The organism is Flavobacterium sp. LHD-80, assembly GCF_030929605.1.
Classification (GTDB): Bacteria; Bacteroidota; Bacteroidia; order Flavobacteriales; family Flavobacteriaceae; genus Flavobacterium.
Genome location: NZ_JAVFVS010000009.1, coordinates 148,319 through 166,088, shown reverse-complemented (window position 1 = coordinate 166,088; position 17,770 = coordinate 148,319). Strand labels below are relative to the sequence as shown.

Genomic DNA, 17,770 nt, shown 5'->3' with positions numbered 1-17,770 from the left:
CAAATGTCGAATATAAATACAACTAATATGAATTTTAAGCACGTAAGCTATCTTTGGGATGACGCTAAAGCAAAAGAACTAGCTGGTGATGAAGTAGCGCTTTTTATTTATCGCTCTAATTTACTTGGAGCCGATTTAAGATTGACAAACTACGGAGGTGGAAACACGTCGGTAAAAATTACAGATAAAGATCCATTAACTGGCGAAAGCTCTGAGGTAATGTGGATCAAAGGTTCTGGTGGAGATATTGGAACATTGACAAAATCAGGATGTGCAGCACTTTATTTAGACAGATTGCGCAATCTTGAAAATGTGTACAGAGGAATTGAGTTTGAAGATGAAATGGTGGAATTGTTCAATCACTGTATTTTTGATTTGGCTTCAAAAGCACCTTCTATTGATACACCTTTGCATGGTTTCTTGCCTTTCAAACATATCGATCACTTGCATCCAGATGCGGCAATTGCAATCGCTGCTGCAAAAGATGGAGCAAAAATCACAGAAGAATTATTTGATGGCGAAATAGGATGGGTTGGATGGCAACGCCCTGGTTTTGACCTTGGACTTCAATTAAGAAGCTGTTTGGAAGAAGCTGAAAAGAAAGGAAAAAAACTTCGCGGTATCATGTTAGGTTCTCATGGTTTATTCACTTGGGGCGACACTGCATACGAAAGTTATATTAATACGCTGGAAGTAATCGAGAAATGTGCTGAATATCTTGAAAGCAACTACGGTAAAAAACGTCCAGTTTTTGGAGGTAAAAAAATTGACAGCCTTCCAGAAGCAGACCGTAAATTAAAAGCAGCAAAAGTAGCTCCAATTTTAAGAGGTTTCTGTTCATCAGAGCGTCAAATGATTGGACATTATACAGATGATGCAAGAGTTTTGGAATTCATTAATTCTAATGATCTTTCAAAATTAGCACCGCTTGGAACTTCTTGTCCGGATCACTTTTTAAGAACTAAAATCAGTCCGCTTGTTTTAGAATTAGATCCAAATGAAGATTTGTCGGATGTTGATGCAATCAAAGCAAAATTGACACCAGCATTTGAAGCGTATCGTGCAATGTACAAAGACTATTACAATGCATGCAAAAAATCAAATTCACCAGCAATGCGTGACCCAAATCCAGTTGTGATTTTATATCCGGGAGTTGGTATGTTTACGTTTGCAAAAGATAAAACAATGGCGCGTTTGGCGTCTGAATATTATATCAATGCTGTAAATGTAATGAAAGGTGCTGAAGCAGTTTCAGAATATACTTCCTTACCGCACCAAGAAGCATTTGATATCGAATATTGGTTATTGGAAGAAGCTAAATTACAGCGTATGCCAAAACCAAAAGCATTGTCAGGAAGAGTTGCTGTAATTACAGGTTCTGCTGGCGGAATTGGTAAAGCTATCGCGAAGAAATTTGCTCAGGAAGGTGCTTGTATAGTAATCAATGATATTAATGAAGAGCGTTTAGAATCGGCTACAGTTGAGTTTGTGAAATTGTTTGGTAAAGATGCCGTTTCAAGTACTTTATTGAATGTTACGGATCCTGACAGTACTGAAAAAGCATTTGATCAAGCTTCTTTAGCTTTTGGTGGTGCTGATATTATTGTAAACAATGCTGGAATCAGTATTTCTAAATCTATTGCAGAGCACACTTTAGAAGAGTGGGACAGATTATACGATATTTTGGTGAAAGGACAATTTATTGTTTCTAAAGCTGGAATTGAAGTAATGCGCAAGCAAGGTTTTGGTGGAGATATTGTAAATATTGTTTCTAAAAACGCAGTGGTTGCGGGTCCAAATAATCCTGGTTACGGTTCTGCAAAAGCGGCTCAGGCGCATTTAACACGCTTAATGGCTGCAGAACTTGGAGCTGATAAAATTCGTGTAAACACCGTAAATCCAGATGCTGTGATTTCAGATTCAAATATTTGGTCTGGCGGATGGGCAGAAGGACGTGCAAAAGCATATGGAGTTACGGTTGAAGAACTTCCGGCTTATTATGCAAAACGTACCTTATTAAATGAAATTATATTGCCAGATGATATCGCAAATGCGTGTTTTGCTTTCGTTGGCGGTTTATTAGATAAATCTACAGGAAACGCTCTAAACGTTGATGGTGGTGTCGGAATGGGCTTTTACAGATAGATTGTTTAGTTTTTTTAAAGTTTGTTAAAACAAAAGGTGGTTTTTTTGTAATCTAACGTTCGGAAATTTTCGAACGTTAGATTTTTTTAAATAAAAGACTAAAAAAACGCAATAAAATAATTTAAGATTAAGGAAATACATCAAAGTCGAGTTAGTTTATTGTAACTCATTTTTTAAATTAAGCTTAATTTTCTTTTCACCATTAAGATATTAAGTAATTTAAGCCAATCTTTATGAACTTAATATCTTAATGGTAAAATAAACAAGGAAACTTGTTTTGATAAAAATTAATAACCGAGAGCGCAATCGATATAATGTGTTACATTGTGCGCTATTAAAATAAAATGCTATGTTAATTGAATCAAACAATATTGCATCTCATAACGAGGGATTGCTGAAAAAACATCAGAATAAATTTGCTTTTACAGCATCAGAAATAGAAAATGCAGAATCGATTATTCAAAAATTAATTGATTTTCAAATCGCGATTCCATCTTGGGCTTTAGGAACAGGAGGAACTAGATTTGGACGTTTTGCAGGTGGAGGAGAACCTCGTTCATTAGAAGAAAAAATTGAAGATGTAGGTTTGCTTCATAAACTAAATAATGCTTCTGGCGCGATTTCGCTTCATATTCCGTGGGATATTCCAACAGATTATAACGCAATCAAAACGTTAGCATCGCAACACGGATTAAAGTTTGATGCCATGAACTCGAACACGTTTCAAGATCAGGCAAATGCAGAACATACTTATAGATATGGTTCGCTTCAAAACGTAAATAAAGCAGTTCGTAAACAAGCAATTGCTCATAATATTGAAGTTATCAAACACGGAGTTGAATTAGGATCTGATTCATTAACGGTTTGGTTGGCTGACGGATCTAACTTTCCAGGACAATTAAACTTCCGTAAAGCATACCAAAATACATTAGAAAGTTTAGAGGAAATCTACGATGCATTGCCTTCAAACTGGAAATTATTTTTAGAATACAAATGTGCTGAACCAAACTTTTACTCTACAACTGTTGCTGATTGGGGACAATCGTATTCATACGTTCAAAAATTAGGAGACAAAGCAAAAACACTTGTTGATTTAGGTCATCATTTACCAAATGCAAACATTGAGCAAATTGTTTCTATTTTATTGATGGATAATAAATTAGGAGGTTTCCACTTTAACGATTCAAAATATGGAGACGATGATTTAACTGCTGGAGCTTTAAAACCGTATCAGTTGTTTTTGATTTTCAATGAATTAGTTGAAGGAATGGATGCAAGAGGAATGAATCATGCCAAAGATTTAGGCTGGATGATTGATGCGTCTCACAATATCAAAGATCCTTTAGAAGATTTATTGCAATCTGTAGAAGCTATTATGATTGCTTATGCGCAGGCACTTTCTGTTGACAGAAAAGCATTAGAAATTGCTCAGGCAGAAAATGATGTGGTTAAAGCACAGGAAATTCTTCAAAATGCTTTCCGTACCGATGTTCGTGCATTAGTTGCTGAGGCTCGTTTGCGTTCAGGAGCAGCTTTAAATCCAGTTGAATTGTATCGTACTCTTGCTGTTAGAAACAACCTAATTGGTGAAAGAGGATTAAAAACAATGGCAACAGGGTTATAATTATAAATTATTAATTGTTAATTATAAATTATTTGAATCCATAATTAACAATTGATAATTAACAATTTACAATTAAAAAAAAATGAATGTAGTTGCAATTTTTGATATTGGTAAAACAAACAAAAAGGTTTTTTTATTCGATGAAAATTATAAGATTGTTTGGGAAAAATCAGTAAATCTTGATGAAACCACAGATGAAGATGGTTTTCCCTGTGAAGATATTGATGTTCTGAAAAACTGGATACTCGATCGATTATCAGAAATAAAAGAGCTGACCAACTATGTTTTAAAAGCAATCAATTTTAGTACATACGGCGCTAGTTTTGTGTACATTGATGAAAACGGAAAAGTTTTGACTCCTCTGTATAATTATTTAAAAGATTATCCAGAGGAATTAAAAAAAGGGTTTTACAGCAAGTATAAAGGCGAAGAGAAATTTGCAGTCAAAACGGCTTCTCCGGTTTTAGGAAGCTTGAATTCTGGAATGCAGATTTACAGATTTAAGGAAGAAAAACCAGAGTTGTTTGAAAAAGTAAAATACTGTCTTCATTTGCCACAATATTTAAGTTTTCTGTTGACAAATGAGGCTTTCGCCGATATCACAAGTATTGGTTGTCATACGAATCTTTGGAATTTTAAAAAGATGAAATATCACAAATGGCTTCAAAACGAAGGCATTTCAGATAAAATTCCGCCGTTGCATTACGGAAAAGATGTTTTGAAAAAAGAAAATGATCTGGCAATTGGTGTTGGTCTACATGACAGTTCATCGGCAATAATTCCGTATACAATTAATTTTACCGAGCCTTTTGTTTTATTATCTACAGGAACTTGGAGTATTTCGCTGAATCCTTTCAATAATAAACCTTTGACTTTTGAGGAATTGCAGCAAGATTGTTTGTGCTACATGCAATACACGGAAAAACCGGTAAAAGCGGCACGATTATTTTCGGGCAACGAACATGAAGTACAGGCTAAAAGATTAGCGGCGCATTTTAATGTTCCGTTTGACAGTTTCAAAGATGTTTATTTTGATAAAAAGATTGTAGCGACTTTGCGATCACTTAATTTTCAGATTATTTATCCAAAGAAATACGACTTTGATATTCTGAAAGAATGTCCTTTTCAAACCAGAGATCTTTCTTTATTTAAGGATTATGAAACCGCTTATCATCAATTGATGCTGGATCTTGTAGAACAACAAGTTTTTTCGACTAACTTAGTGATACACAATAGTCCTGTAAAGAAAATTTTTGTAGATGGAGGTTTTAGTAAGAATTCCATTTTTATGAATTTGCTGGCAGAAGCCTTTCCAGATGTTGAGGTTTATGCCGCATCGATGGCGCAGGCGAGTGCGTTAGGCGCGGCGTTGGCAATCCATGAAAACTGGAACCCGAAACCAATTCAAAACGATTTAATCGATTTGAAGTTTTATAAACATTAAATTTTTTTTCACGCAGGTTTCAGCAGATTTAATTTAAAAAAATCTGCGTGCATCTGCCTAAATCTTTTTAAATCTGCGTGAAAAAACATAATTACCAAGAATATGAAAATCGGACTTTTTATACCGTGTTATGTCGATCAGTTTTACCCAAAAGTTGGAATCGCAACCTATGAACTTTTGCAAAAATTAGGCTGTGATGTTCATTTTCCAATGGGTCAGACTTGCTGTGGCCAACCGATGGCAAACAGCGGTTACGAACATTTAACGAAAGGCTGTAACGCAAATTTCATCTCTAGTTTTGCTGGATTTGATTACATTGTTTGCCCTTCGGGAAGCTGTGTTTTGCATGTAAAAGAACATTTACACGACGATAAATTAGAAGTTGTAGCAACTGAAATGCGAAAAAAAGTCTTTGAACTGACCGAATTTATTACCGATATTCTGGACATTCATGAAATAAACGGTAGTTTTCCATTTAGAGTGGGAATGCATCAAAGTTGTCACGGTCAGCGTGGCTTGAAACTTTCGCAGATGGCCGAATTAAACGCACCATTTTTTTCAAAACCACAACAATTGCTTTATAAAATAAAAGGTTTGGATTTAGTTTCTTTATCCAGAAAAGACGAATGCTGTGGTTTTGGAGGAACATTCTGTGTTACCGAAGAAGCTGTTTCTGTAAAAATGGGTCAAGACCGAATCAAAGATCATGAAAATCATAACGTAGATTATATTACCGGTGGCGATATGTCGTGTTTAATGCATTTAGAAGGAATTCTGAAAAGACAAAACAGCCGAGTAAAAACCATTCATATTGCTGAAATATTAAATACAATGGCGTAGAAATATAGGCCACGGATTATACTGATTAAGCGGGTTTTCATTGTTTTAAAATGTATAATAATCTGTGTCAATCAGTTTCATCCGTAAAATCTGTGAGCCATTTTTAAAAACATATTCATGAAGAAAATTGCACTTTGTTCCATCTTATTTCTTTCCATCATCTTTTTTTCATTTAAAAAAGATCCGTCTTCTGTGACGCAAACAGAAGTAGTGGTAAAAGCACCTTTTGAAATGCCGGCAATCAAAATTCCGAATTTCAGCAAATGCAAGAAATTTTCGATTGTTGATTTTGGTGCAATAAAAGGAGATAAAGAAAAAACTTCTGAGGCTATTTCGAAAGCCATTTCAAAAGCCAACAAAGCGGGTGGAGGAATTGTTGTAATTCCGGAAGGAGAATGGCTAACAAAGAAAATTCATTTTAAAAGCAATGTCAATTTGCATTTGAATAAAGGTGCGGTTTTGCTTTTTTCTGAAGATCCAAAAGATTATCTGCCTGCAGTTCGATCTACTTGGGAAGGTTACGAATGCTACAATTATTCACCGCTGATTTATGCGTACCAATGTAAAAATATTGCGATAACTGGAGAAGGCGAGTTGAAAGCTAAAATGGACGTTTGGACCAAATGGTTCGCACGCCCAAAAGCGCATATGGAAAGTCTGAAAAGATTGTATTATTTGGCCTCATACCAGAAACCTACAGAGGAAAGACAAATGGTAAATGATACGGCAAATTTGCGTCCGCATTTCATTCAGTTCAATCGTTGTCAAAATGTTTTAATGGATGGCGTAAAGATCACGAACAGTCCATTTTGGACCATTCATCCGTTTTTATCAAAAGATGTCGTGATCAGAAATCTTCAGGTATATGCACACGGACATAACAACGATGGTGTTGATCCAGAGATGTCTCAAAATGTATTGATCGAAAACTGTGTTTTTGACCAAGGCGATGATGCAATTGCGATTAAGTCGGGTTGTGGAATAGATGCTTGGACTCTAAATACGCCTTCAAAAAATATTGTAATGCGAAATTGCACCGTAAAAAATGGACATCAGTTAATGGCAATTGGAAGTGAACTTTCGGGCGGAATCGAAAATGTATTTATTGATAATTGCACTGTCGTGGATGGCGCAAAACTAAATCATCTTTTATACATTAAAACCAATGAAAGAAGAGGCGGTTTCGTCAATAATATTCATATGACCAATATAAAATCGGGTAAAATTGACGCCGGAATTCTAGGTATAGAAACCGATGTTTTGTACCAATGGCGTGATTTGGTTCCGACAATTCAACGTCGTTTGACGCCAATAAAAAATGTATATCTGGAAAATATAGCAGCAACTAATGTGAAGTTTATTTCAAGAATTCAAGCTCAAAAAGAACTTCCGGTTGAAAATATTTTCCTGACCAATGTTACTGCTGATAATGTTCAAGGAGAAAAAGCAATTCATGAAAATGTAATGAATTTTGTCAGCAAAAATTAAATAGTAAAACCAATCTCGTTTATAATAAACTTTTTAAAAGATGTCTTCAAAAAAGATAATAGAACACAGCGAAGCGGCGGCACGTTTTAATAAAGATGTGGAGCGCGTAAACTGGCATGATGAAACGCTTTGGTTTGTCCGCGAAAAACGTGATAAATCGGCGCATCAGATTCAGGATTGGGAATTATTGCGCGAAACAGCTTCAAAAATCAAGAATAATGTACTTTCTAATATTCATGATTATTTAATTGAATTTGAGGCAAATGCACAAAAAAATGGAATAAAAGTGCATTGGGCAGCCGATGCAAAAGAACATAATGAAATTGTGCATTCTATTTTGGTGCAACATGATGTAAAGCAAATGGTGAAATCAAAATCCATGCTTACTGAAGAATGCCATTTGAATGAATATTTAGCCGAAAATGGTGTAGAAGTAATTGATTCCGATTTAGGCGAATATATTGTACAGCTTCGTAAAGAACCACCGAGTCATATTGTTTTACCGGCAATTCACCTTAAAAAAGAAGATGTGAGTGAAACTTTTCATGAACATTTAGGCACAGAAAAAGGAAATTTTGATCCTCAATATTTAACCGAATCGGCGCGACAACAACTTCGAGATACGTTTTTAACCCGAAAAGCAGCTTTAACCGGAGTTAACTTTGCCATTGCAGAAACAGGTGAATTTGTAGTTTGTACCAATGAAGGAAATGCAGATATGGGTGCACATTTAGCCGATGTTCATATTGCTTGCATGGGATTTGAAAAATTGATTCCGAAAAGGGAACATTTGGGTGTTTTCTTGAGGTTATTGGCAAGAAGTGCCACGGGACAACCCATTACCACTTTTTCAAGCCATTTTAAAAAGCCAAGAGAAGGAAAAGAAATTCATATTGTAATCGTAGATAACGGCCGAAGCACACAATTAGGAAGAGAAGATTTTAGAAATTCCTTGAAATGCATTCGCTGTGGTGCGTGCATGAATACATGTCCGGTTTACAGAAGAAGCGGAGGACATAGTTATCACAATGCTGTTGCGGGACCAATTGGCTCTATTTTGGCACCAAATCTCGACATGAGCAAAAATGCCGATTTGCCTTTTGCCAGTACGCTTTGCGGTTCGTGTACCAATGTTTGTCCGGTAAAAATTGATATTCATGATCAGTTGTATAAATGGCGTCAGGTTTTGGTGAAAGAAGGGTATACGCCAACTTCAAAAACCATAGCAATGAAAACTATGGCAACGGTTTTAGCGAATCCAACGGTTTTTAATATCGCCGGAAAATCAGGCCGATTTATAATGAAAAATGCTCCAGGTTTAGTCAATAACAAAATGAATAAATGGTACGATCAGCGCGAAATGCCTGCTGTTCCAGAAGAATCATTCAGAGAGTGGTACAAGAAAAATTCAAGAGAAGCAAAAGGAAAAAACAATGAGCAGTAAAGTCGATATATTACGTAAAATAAAACAGAATCAACCCGATTCTGTAACCGCTTTGCCAGACTTAAAAGTTTTAGGATCTGAAAAGTTTGATGTTTTAGAAACCTATAAAACGGTGCTGAAAAACATTGGTGGAAATCCTGTTGAAGTTTCAAATTATGAAGATATAATTTCATATATCAAAGAACATTATAATATTGAAAAACGAATTGTTACAACACTTCCTGAACTTTCAGAAATCGCAGCTTTAGATTGGAAAAATGATGATCCGCATTCGCTTAAAAATGTGGAATTGACGGTTATAAAAGCACATTTTGGTGTAGCCGAAAACAGCTCGCTTTGGGTAACTGATGATATTCTAGGACAACGTGTTTCACCTTTTATTGCGCAATATTTAGCCATTATTGTAAACAAAGAAAACATATATCCAACAATGCATCAGGCGTATGAAAAAATAGGAAATCAAGATTACGGTTTCGGGACTTTCATCGCTGGACCTTCAAAAACGGCTGATATTGAACAGTCTTTGGTTTTAGGTGCACATGGTGCTAGAGGATTGATTGTTTTTTTATTGGGATAATATTTTAGATTCAAAATATACAAAACTGTGTAAAGGTCTTTTTGGCTTTTATGCAGTTTTTTTGTTCTTCATATTCCTCATCGTTAGCGCAGATTTATAATCTGTGCCCGTAAAGTAAATCAATAAAAATTATAGTTGCACCACATTTCCACTCCACATCGTTAGCGCAGATTTGCAATCTGTGCCCACAAAGTATATCAAATAAATATCGTTGAAAAAGCATAATTAAAATTTTATATTTTTGTAAGAAAAAAGATATTTATGTCCACAAAATATAAAGCGACAACACTAGAAGAAGCTTATTTTATTACAATTACTGCTGTAGGTTGGATTGATATATTCACAAGACTCAATCAAAAGAATGTTCTTATAAAAGCTTTGCAATATTGTCAAGCAAAGAAAGGTTTAGAAATTTATGCATATTGTATAATGACCAATCATATTCATTTACTTTGTAAAGCTACAAATGGTTTTATTTTGTGTGACGTTGTAAGAGATTTTAAAAAGTTCACTTCGAAGAAGATAATTCAAACTATAATTAATGAACCGGAGAGTAGAAGAGAATGGATGCTAGAGAATTTTCAAAAGGCCTGTGAAAATTTTAAAAATGAACAGAACTACAAAGTTTGGCAAAACGGCTATCATGCTGAACATATTTATAGCAACAAATTCATTAAACAAAAAATAAATTATATTCACAATAATCCTGTAAAAGACAGAATAGTGGCTTTTCCAGAAGATTATTATTTTAGTTCGGCACGAAATTATTCAGGATTAGAAAATGATTTAGAGGTGGTTTTATTAGATTTGTTTTGAAAATAATCTTTACTCTTTTTAGAACATCAAAAACAATTGAAAGCTTTTGATTTACGTTGTGTCCAATCTTTGTGGGCACAGATTGCAAATCTGCGCTAAGATCGAGGTTAGAAGTGCGCGATTGGGTATTATAAACAATTTTACAAGCAATGAGAAAATTTTTAATATTTACACCTATTATAGTTTTAGGTTGTGTAAATAAATTACAGGAAGATCGTCTGTACTTGAAAGAAATAAAAGCAAAAAATAAGGTTATAGAATGGTTCTATTATTCAAATGTGAGTTCAACTAGCGCTGACTATGTATTACTCTATGATACAATTAATGGTAAAAGTGACACAATTGTTAATTCTACCAATATAAAAGATGTCCGTTTTGCAAATGATACAATTGCTTTATTTTTTTATGGTAAGCCTGAAAGATATGATGATTTGTTAATAATTAAAAAGACAATCGGTGATTTTGAAATTATAATTGATACGAATTCAATATCTAACAAACCAATGCCAAGCAGGAATTCTTATTTAAAAAAATAATAGGTTTTTGTTGTGTTTCTGTCTGTTAACGCAGATTTGCAATCTGTGCCGGCACAGTAAAGCTCATAAAGTATTTTGTTGAGGATATTATATTATTTAAAAAATTATGTCCAATCTTTGCGGGCACAGATTATAAATCTGCGCTAACGATTAAGGTTAGAAGTATGCAATTGCATTTTTAATTAATTAAAACTATTAATCATGAAGAAATTTCCAATGTTGATTGAAAAGCAAGTTGCAGTAGTTATTGCGGATGGAGCAACGGGACATGTCTTCAATCTTAAGCTAGAACTCTATAGGAATGATTCAGAAGATGAATTATATTGGATATTTGAAAATATAGATTTAGCAAAAGAATTTATACACAATAAGTCAGTTTCTAATAATAAGCTAGAGTTTTTGATATATGATAAAAAGCAAAATATTTTAGAATATCTAGAAGCAACTTATTGGAAAGTTTAAATAATTAAATGTTTTTAATTCCGTCCGTTCGTTAGCGCAGATTTGCAATCTGTGTCCGCACAGTAAGCTGCTGCTATTTAAAACACTTTGTAGAACGTAGTTAATAAAAGATGCGAATAAAAAACATTTTATAGCCAAACCTTTATTAAAACTAAAAACGTAAGATTTACTCTTACACATCAGTCATAAAATCAAAATTTTATGAATCGATTTTTGCAAAATACCTATAAATAAGCTTATAATTGTGCTTTCTACACAAATTCACAAAAAAAGCATACTATTTTGAAGTATTTTGTTCTGCATTTTATACTGCTGTTTGGTTTCACTTCGCTGGGTTTTGCGCAGGATAATCCGGTGAAATTTCTTGATATTTCTGACGGTTTGTCAAACAATTCGGTGACGACTATTTTTCAGGACAGCGACGGTTATCTCTGGTTTGGAACTTACGATGGATTGAATCGTTACGACGGTTATAACTTTAAAGTTTTCCGAAACCGAATCAACGATAAAAAATCACTTTCCTTTAATGCCGTTTACAATATTGAAGGTGATTCTCGAAAAAACATTTGGGTTGGAGGCGCAAACGGAATCAGCATTTATAATAAATCAACTGCGACTTTTCATCCTGCCGAATATTTTTCATCCAATAAAAAGAAAATTTTAAACGACATTATTCACCAAATGCGCTCGGTTTCAGGCAATCTGTTTTTAGTTGCTTCGCAGAGTTTAGGATTAATCAGTTTCGAAAATGGTTCGTTTGTTGGCAAACAAATTCCGCTTGCCGTTTTGGGCAATAAAATCAGCATTAATAATTACGATGCCATTGCCATTCAGGAAGATCAAAAAAATAAACATTCTTGGGTTTACGTCCGCAATGTTGGAATCTGTAGTTTCAATTATCAGTCAAAAACTTTAAAGGCGGTTTTCTCCATTTCAAAGGAAGTAAAAGCAATGAAATTGGGTTCTGACGGAAATCTTTGGCTCGGAACCGATGAAGGACTTTTTCTGTTTAATACCAAAACGGGAATTATTTCAGAAAACTATTTTTCAAATAAATGCAGTGTTACCGATATTTTGGTTGATAAGAAAAAAGAAATCTGGATTACGACAGACGGCTGTGGCATTTACAAAGTCATTGGAACAAATAAAAAAGCGATTCCGTTTAATAATGTCAATGAAAATCAGTTGGCAAAAAGCAACTCGGTTTGGAGTTTATACGAAGATAAAGACGGCAATAAATGGTTTGGCTCGCTTCGTGGCGGGATCAGTATGTTGAGTAATACGCCAAAGTATTTTAAAAGCATTCGTTACAATGCTAAAAATCCTGCTGAAAATTTTATCTTGTCTTTCTGCGAAGATGAAAAAAAGAATTTGTGGGTCGGAACAGACGGCGCCGGATTGAAATATTGGAACCGAAAAAATAATACGTATAGTAATTACGCGAATAAACTTTCAAGTCCGTTTATTACGGGAATTATTCGGGATAATAATAACGAAATCTGGCTTTCGACTTGGGCTGGAGGCGTCAATAAAATTAATCCGAAGAACAATTCGGTTACACAATATTCTTGTTATAATCCGTTTACGAAGCAAATTGAAAAAAACATCTGGTTTGTTTACAAAGATTCAAAAGCAAATATTTGGGCAAGTGCAACAAATGAAGGTGCGCTATACTATTTTGACAGAACAAAAAACAGTTTCGAACTTTTTGATAAATCGGTTACGAACTTGCAATGTTTGACCGAAACCAGCGACGGAAAACTTTGGGGCGGAAATTATACCAGTTTGTTTTCGATTGAAAAAAACAGCAAGAAAATCAACAAAACTTTCATTGGAAATACAATCAGATATATTCACGAGGACAAAGACAAAAATCTTTGGCTGGGAACGCAAGAAGGCGGACTTTTATTATTTGACCGAAAAACAAATAAATTCAAAAGATTGACGACAGACGACGGTTTGCCATCAAACACGATTTTGAGATTGCTTGAAGATAAAGAGGGAAATCTCTGGATGAGTACCTATAACGGAGTTTGCCGATTTGATAAAAAGCAAAAAACCTTCCGTAATTTTTCTGTAAATGATGGTTTGCAAAGCAATCAGTTTAGTTTTAATGCTGGAATCGAATTATCTGATGGAGAATTTCTATTCGGAGGAATCAACGGTTTTAATATCTTTTTTCCAGAAGCAATCAAAGGTTTTAATCAGAAGAATAATTTATTGTTGAGTGATTTTTCGGTTAACAATCAGAGTATTGAAGAAAGCAAAGTAGAGGTTTCTGAAGCAGATTCGGGTAATTTGAAAAAAGTTACGCTTGATTATGATCAAACGGCTTTGTCATTAGAATTTGTCGCAATTGACTACAACAATGCTGATAAAATAAATTACGCTTATTTTTTAGACGGCTGGGACGAACAATGGAATTATGTGGGTCAAGCCCGAAAAGCTAATTATTCGAGATTGCCTGAAGGAACTTATACTTTTAAAGTAAAAACAACCAATTTTAAAGGAGGCTGGAACAAAGAAGTTAATCTGGTTTCTATTCAGGTTTTACCGCCTTGGTACAGAACTTGGTGGGCTTATACGTTGTATTTGCTTGCGATTGCGGGCGGACTTTTTGTGTATTTGGATTATCAGAAAAATAAAGAAGCTTTAAAATATAAGGTCAAAATTGCCGAATTAGAAAGCAAAAAAGAGAAAGAAATTGCCGAGAAACAATCGTCAATGTTTACCTATATCTCGCATGAATTTAGAACGCCGCTTTCGCTGATTATCAATCCGCTGAAAAAAGCCGTTGCGAAAGAACGTGTCGAAAATGGATCTTCGGGAAGCGACTTGGCTATTGCGCATCGAAATGCCAGACGTTTATTGAGTTTGGTTGATCAGCTTTTGCTTTTTAGAAAAGCTGAAAACGATGCGGATTCGTTAAGATTGTCGCCTATAAATGTAAATAAACTTTGCAATGAAGTCTATCAATGTTTTGTGAATCAGGCAAAAGATAAGAACATCACTTACAATTTTTATATTCCAGATAATGAAATCGAGATTATTGGCGATTATGAAAAAATCGAAATTTCGTTATTCAATTTAATGTCTAATGCTTTTAAGTATACTCCAATTGGCGGTGAAATTAGTTTGAAATTAACCGAAACAATTTCAGATGTCGAAATGGAAATTTTAGACAGCGGCGAAGGAATTGATAAAGCGGATATTGATGTTATTTTTGAGAAATTCAGACAAATTAATTCTAAAGTTTCCATAAGTACCGGTTTTGGAATTGGGCTTTTTATTGTGAAATACTTTGTTGACAAGCACAAAGGAAAAGTAAGTTGTAGCAGTGAAATAGGGAAAGGAAGTATTTTTAAACTGACATTTTTAAAAGGAAACAGTCATTTTGAAAATGCCGTTATAACAAATGATGTGCAGCAAAGAAGTCAATTGTTTGATGAATTGAATATTGATGATTCTGAAGAGATTAATTTGGTTAATAATCAAGTTTCTGAAACAGATTTTCAAACTGTAATGTTGACTGAAAAACGAACCGTATTGATTATAGATGATAATGATGATATCAGAAATTATTTGATCAAAATGTTTTCGGAAAACTACATGGTGTACAGTGCTGAAAATGGAGAAGAAGGTTTGAAACTAACCAAAAAGCACAAACCTGACTTGGTAATTAGTGACATCACTATGGAGCAGATGGACGGTCTTGAGCTTTGCCGAAAAATAAAAGAAAGCAATGATTTGTCTCATATCCCGGTTATTTTATTGACGGCTTCAAAAAATCCTGAAACGCATTTGCAGGGAATCAGCGATGGTGCCGATGATTATATCATGAAACCTTTCGATGATGATATTCTGGTTGCGCGCGTGGAATCTTTATTAAAAAACAGAAGCAATCTTAGAACATATTTCTTAGACAGTATTACATTAAAGGAAAATACACAGAAAGTTCCAGCAGAATACCAATTTATCTTGAAAAAGTGTATTGATATTGTAGAAGCCAATATTCATAAAAAAGATTTTACGATTAAAACCTTTGCCCAAGAAATGGGAATGAGCCATAGAACGCTTTATACTAAAATCAAGATTATTTCAGGACAGACATTAAATGCTTTTATTCGATCTCTCCGGATTCGAAGAGCGGCGATGTTGATGCTTACAGAAGACATGAATATTGCACAGGCAAGTGCCGAAGTTGGTTTTGAAGATCCTAAATATTTTAGACAGCAGTTTGTGAAACTTTTTGGAATGACGCCTTCAGAGTATATTAAAAAATATAAGAGCTCTTTTAACTCCGATTTGAATATTATCAGTTAAAAACCATTTTTCAGACTTTACATTTTCTTAAAGACTCAATCGCATTTTGTGGTTGGGAGTATCTTTTTTTGAAAAATTTCAAACGTTTTAGTCTTAAAATGAAGAATATTTCAATGATTGCAGATTATGTAAAAATACACGTATATTTTTTAATACTCTGTAAATTTTAATCCAAAATAATAATTAATTGCAATTTTGACCTCCTTTTTTTTCCATTTTACCCCTCCTTAGAAGTGTGTTTTAAACATTTCTTTGCACCTATAGTAATGATTAAGTTGTATTACTGTGTAGAATTATAAGTGTTATTTTTTTGATAAGTTTTTTAATCTATTTAAAGAATTGAGCCTTCTTTAAAATGTGATTGTAAGAGTTGGTTTTACGTATTTACTTATCTGGCCCGCGAAAAAAAACGCGGGCCAAAAAAAAATAAAACTTCATTGTTTAAGAGGAAAAAAATAAAAAAAAGAATATTAACCAAACTTTACTAACATGACAAAAACCAAACCACCGATTTTTAATTGTCTGTTTTCTTTGCCAAAAAAGAAAACGCAATCTAGCTCTTCAAAATTGAGTACAGCTCATTTATTTCAACATTCACTTTACTAATAAAAAAACCGACCTAACCTTAAAAATTAAGAAATGAAAAAAAATATATTTTTATTTTTTCTTGCCCTTTTTGCCATCGTGTTTACCGGATGTCAAAATAACGAATCAGATTTTGCTCCATCTGATAATCCTACGGTAGTAGTGGCGACTAAAGAAATTTATGGCGCGCCAAACAGAAAATTCGAAATCAAAGCTGCTCTTGCCGATGATTTGGGATTGAAAAGTGTTCAAATTCAAATTCCAGAATTATCGCTTGATAAAGTAATTGCATTCGCTACAGATCCTTTGCTTAAATCGTATGATTTAAGTTATTTTTTTGAAGTTCCTTCAAACAGAGGAACATCTGAAGCTTTCAAAATTAAATTGATTATTACTGACGTTTCTGGAAATGTTGTTAATGAAGAAATCAATTTACGTTTAGACGGAGAATTTGCTGCACCGTCAATCACTATGGTTTCACCAAAAGAAGGCGCTGTTATTTTGTTGTCAACAAGCAATAAAATGCCTTTGAATTTTGTAGTGAATGATGATTCAGGTATTGATTATGTTCAGGTGCAATGTGCAGCATTGGGCATTAATGAAACGGTTCAATTAACAGGATCACCTCAGTCTTATACATTCAACAAAACATATACTTTGCCAGTAACTGCTGCAGATTATGTTTTAACGATTACAGCTAAAGATAAATTCGCAATTCCAAATACAGGATCATTAAATGTAAATATTGTAGCTACAAATGAGTATCCGGCAATCTATTTATGTGATCAGCCAAAAGGAACTAACCTGACAACAGATGCAGTTGGTGTCCCAATGTATTTCCACGAAAAAAGTGGACAAGATTTTGAATTCAAATATTACGCAGATAAGGACAATAAGGAGGTTTATTTCTTAGGTCAAGAATCCGATTTTGCGCCACATTGTTTTGGTTTAAATACTGCTGGAGAATTAGTTGATGATGTTACATCGACTCCAATTATTCTACCTATAAAAGGATATTATAAAATTAAAGTGAATCCGAATACTTTAAAATATACAGCTGAAAAATATACGCCAACAAGCAAAGTATGGGCTGATATAGCTAACGGATTATGGCACGACGATGCAGCTTTAAGAAAACCATTTGTAAGTGTTTGCGGTGGCGGTATCAAAGATGCTAACTGGGATACTTGGAATGCATGGGTAATGACTGGATTGCACTTAAGCAATAATTCAGCTAATCCTTATCAATTAGTTGGTGAATACACTTTAACCGGAACTATGGAAGCGACTTTTACAGGCCAATGGTGGGATCCTTCTTGGAGATTAATCAAAAATGGAATCTGTACAATGTCGCCGGGAGAGAACGGAAATGCTAAATATCCAGCAGCTGCGGGAGTTTATAAAGTAGTTCTTGATACCGAGTTAGAAAGAGTATTTATAACAAAAAAATAGTGACGACTTTGTTGTGACATTTAATTAATAAAAC

The 17,770-nt window shown here is 34.2% G+C and carries 12 protein-coding genes; all 12 read left to right on the top strand.

The window, feature by feature from the left end; genetic code table 11:
- The first annotated feature begins 3 nt into the window (after positions 1–3).
- The 12 genes from RB619_RS13540 (at position 4) to RB619_RS13485 (ending at position 17,736) form a co-directional block, all read left to right on the top strand.
- Complete coding sequence (locus RB619_RS13540) at positions 4–2,145, top strand: bifunctional aldolase/short-chain dehydrogenase (RefSeq protein ID WP_308098246.1); 2,142 nt, start codon at positions 4–6, stop codon at positions 2,143–2,145.
- Between the two features lie 349 nt (positions 2,146–2,494).
- On the top strand, positions 2,495–3,769 hold the full coding sequence (locus RB619_RS13535; protein ID WP_308098245.1) for a TIM barrel protein: 1,275 nt from the start codon (positions 2,495–2,497) through the stop codon (positions 3,767–3,769).
- An 82-nt stretch (positions 3,770–3,851) separates the two neighbouring features.
- Positions 3,852–5,213 carry an FGGY-family carbohydrate kinase gene (locus RB619_RS13530; RefSeq protein WP_308098243.1) on the top strand — a complete coding sequence of 454 codons (1,362 nt, stop codon included), beginning with the start codon at positions 3,852–3,854 and terminating at the stop codon, positions 5,211–5,213.
- Positions 5,214–5,315: 102 nt separating this feature from the next.
- The gene (locus RB619_RS13525; protein WP_308098241.1) at positions 5,316–6,053 is read left to right on the top strand and encodes a (Fe-S)-binding protein; all 738 of its coding nucleotides are present in this window, start codon (positions 5,316–5,318) and stop codon (positions 6,051–6,053) included.
- Positions 6,054–6,170: 117 nt separating this feature from the next.
- Positions 6,171–7,541, top strand: a complete 1,371-nt coding sequence (locus RB619_RS13520) for a glycoside hydrolase family 28 protein (RefSeq protein ID WP_308098240.1) — start codon at positions 6,171–6,173, stop codon at positions 7,539–7,541.
- Positions 7,542–7,581: 40 nt separating this feature from the next.
- Positions 7,582–8,985, top strand: coding sequence for a lactate utilization protein B (locus RB619_RS13515; protein ID WP_308098238.1), 1,404 nt, complete (start codon positions 7,582–7,584; stop codon positions 8,983–8,985).
- Positions 8,975–9,562 (top strand): LUD domain-containing protein, encoded by a 588-nt coding sequence (locus RB619_RS13510; protein WP_308098236.1) that lies wholly within the window; start codon positions 8,975–8,977, stop codon positions 9,560–9,562. Before RB619_RS13515 ends, RB619_RS13510 begins: the two co-directional genes overlap by 11 nt.
- A gap of 261 nt (positions 9,563–9,823) precedes the next feature.
- Complete coding sequence (locus tag RB619_RS13505) at positions 9,824–10,378, top strand: transposase (protein WP_308098234.1); 555 nt, start codon at positions 9,824–9,826, stop codon at positions 10,376–10,378.
- 149 nt (positions 10,379–10,527) lie between these two features.
- Complete coding sequence (locus RB619_RS13500) at positions 10,528–10,914, top strand: hypothetical protein (protein WP_308098232.1); 387 nt, start codon at positions 10,528–10,530, stop codon at positions 10,912–10,914.
- A gap of 201 nt (positions 10,915–11,115) precedes the next feature.
- Positions 11,116–11,376 (top strand): hypothetical protein, encoded by a 261-nt coding sequence (locus RB619_RS13495; RefSeq protein ID WP_308098230.1) that lies wholly within the window; start codon positions 11,116–11,118, stop codon positions 11,374–11,376.
- A 282-nt stretch (positions 11,377–11,658) separates the two neighbouring features.
- Positions 11,659–15,699 carry a two-component regulator propeller domain-containing protein gene (locus RB619_RS13490; protein ID WP_308098228.1) on the top strand — a complete coding sequence of 1,347 codons (4,041 nt, stop codon included), beginning with the start codon at positions 11,659–11,661 and terminating at the stop codon, positions 15,697–15,699.
- Positions 15,700–16,338: 639 nt separating this feature from the next.
- The gene (locus RB619_RS13485) at positions 16,339–17,736 is read left to right on the top strand and encodes a hypothetical protein (protein ID WP_308098226.1); all 1,398 of its coding nucleotides are present in this window, start codon (positions 16,339–16,341) and stop codon (positions 17,734–17,736) included.
- Positions 17,737–17,770: the final 34 nt, after the last annotated feature.

Bases quoted from the DNA above. Each gene is read 5' to 3' on its own strand.
- RB619_RS13515 (WP_308098238.1), top strand. From the start codon at position 7,582: ATGTCTTCAAAAAAGATAATAGAACACAGCGAAGCGGCGGCACGTTTT.
- RB619_RS13505 (WP_308098234.1), top strand. From the start codon at position 9,824: ATGTCCACAAAATATAAAGCGACAACACTAGAAGAAGCTTATTTTATT.
- RB619_RS13500 (WP_308098232.1), top strand. From the start codon at position 10,528: ATGAGAAAATTTTTAATATTTACACCTATTATAGTTTTAGGTTGTGTA.
- RB619_RS13525 (WP_308098241.1), top strand. From the start codon at position 5,316: ATGAAAATCGGACTTTTTATACCGTGTTATGTCGATCAGTTTTACCCA.
- RB619_RS13485 (WP_308098226.1), top strand. From the start codon at position 16,339: ATGAAAAAAAATATATTTTTATTTTTTCTTGCCCTTTTTGCCATCGTG.
- RB619_RS13520 (WP_308098240.1), top strand. From the start codon at position 6,171: ATGAAGAAAATTGCACTTTGTTCCATCTTATTTCTTTCCATCATCTTT.
- RB619_RS13530 (WP_308098243.1), top strand. From the start codon at position 3,852: ATGAATGTAGTTGCAATTTTTGATATTGGTAAAACAAACAAAAAGGTT.
- RB619_RS13510 (WP_308098236.1), top strand. From the start codon at position 8,975: ATGAGCAGTAAAGTCGATATATTACGTAAAATAAAACAGAATCAACCC.
- RB619_RS13540 (WP_308098246.1), top strand. From the start codon at position 4: ATGTCGAATATAAATACAACTAATATGAATTTTAAGCACGTAAGCTAT.
- RB619_RS13535 (WP_308098245.1), top strand. From the start codon at position 2,495: ATGTTAATTGAATCAAACAATATTGCATCTCATAACGAGGGATTGCTG.
- RB619_RS13495 (WP_308098230.1), top strand. From the start codon at position 11,116: ATGAAGAAATTTCCAATGTTGATTGAAAAGCAAGTTGCAGTAGTTATT.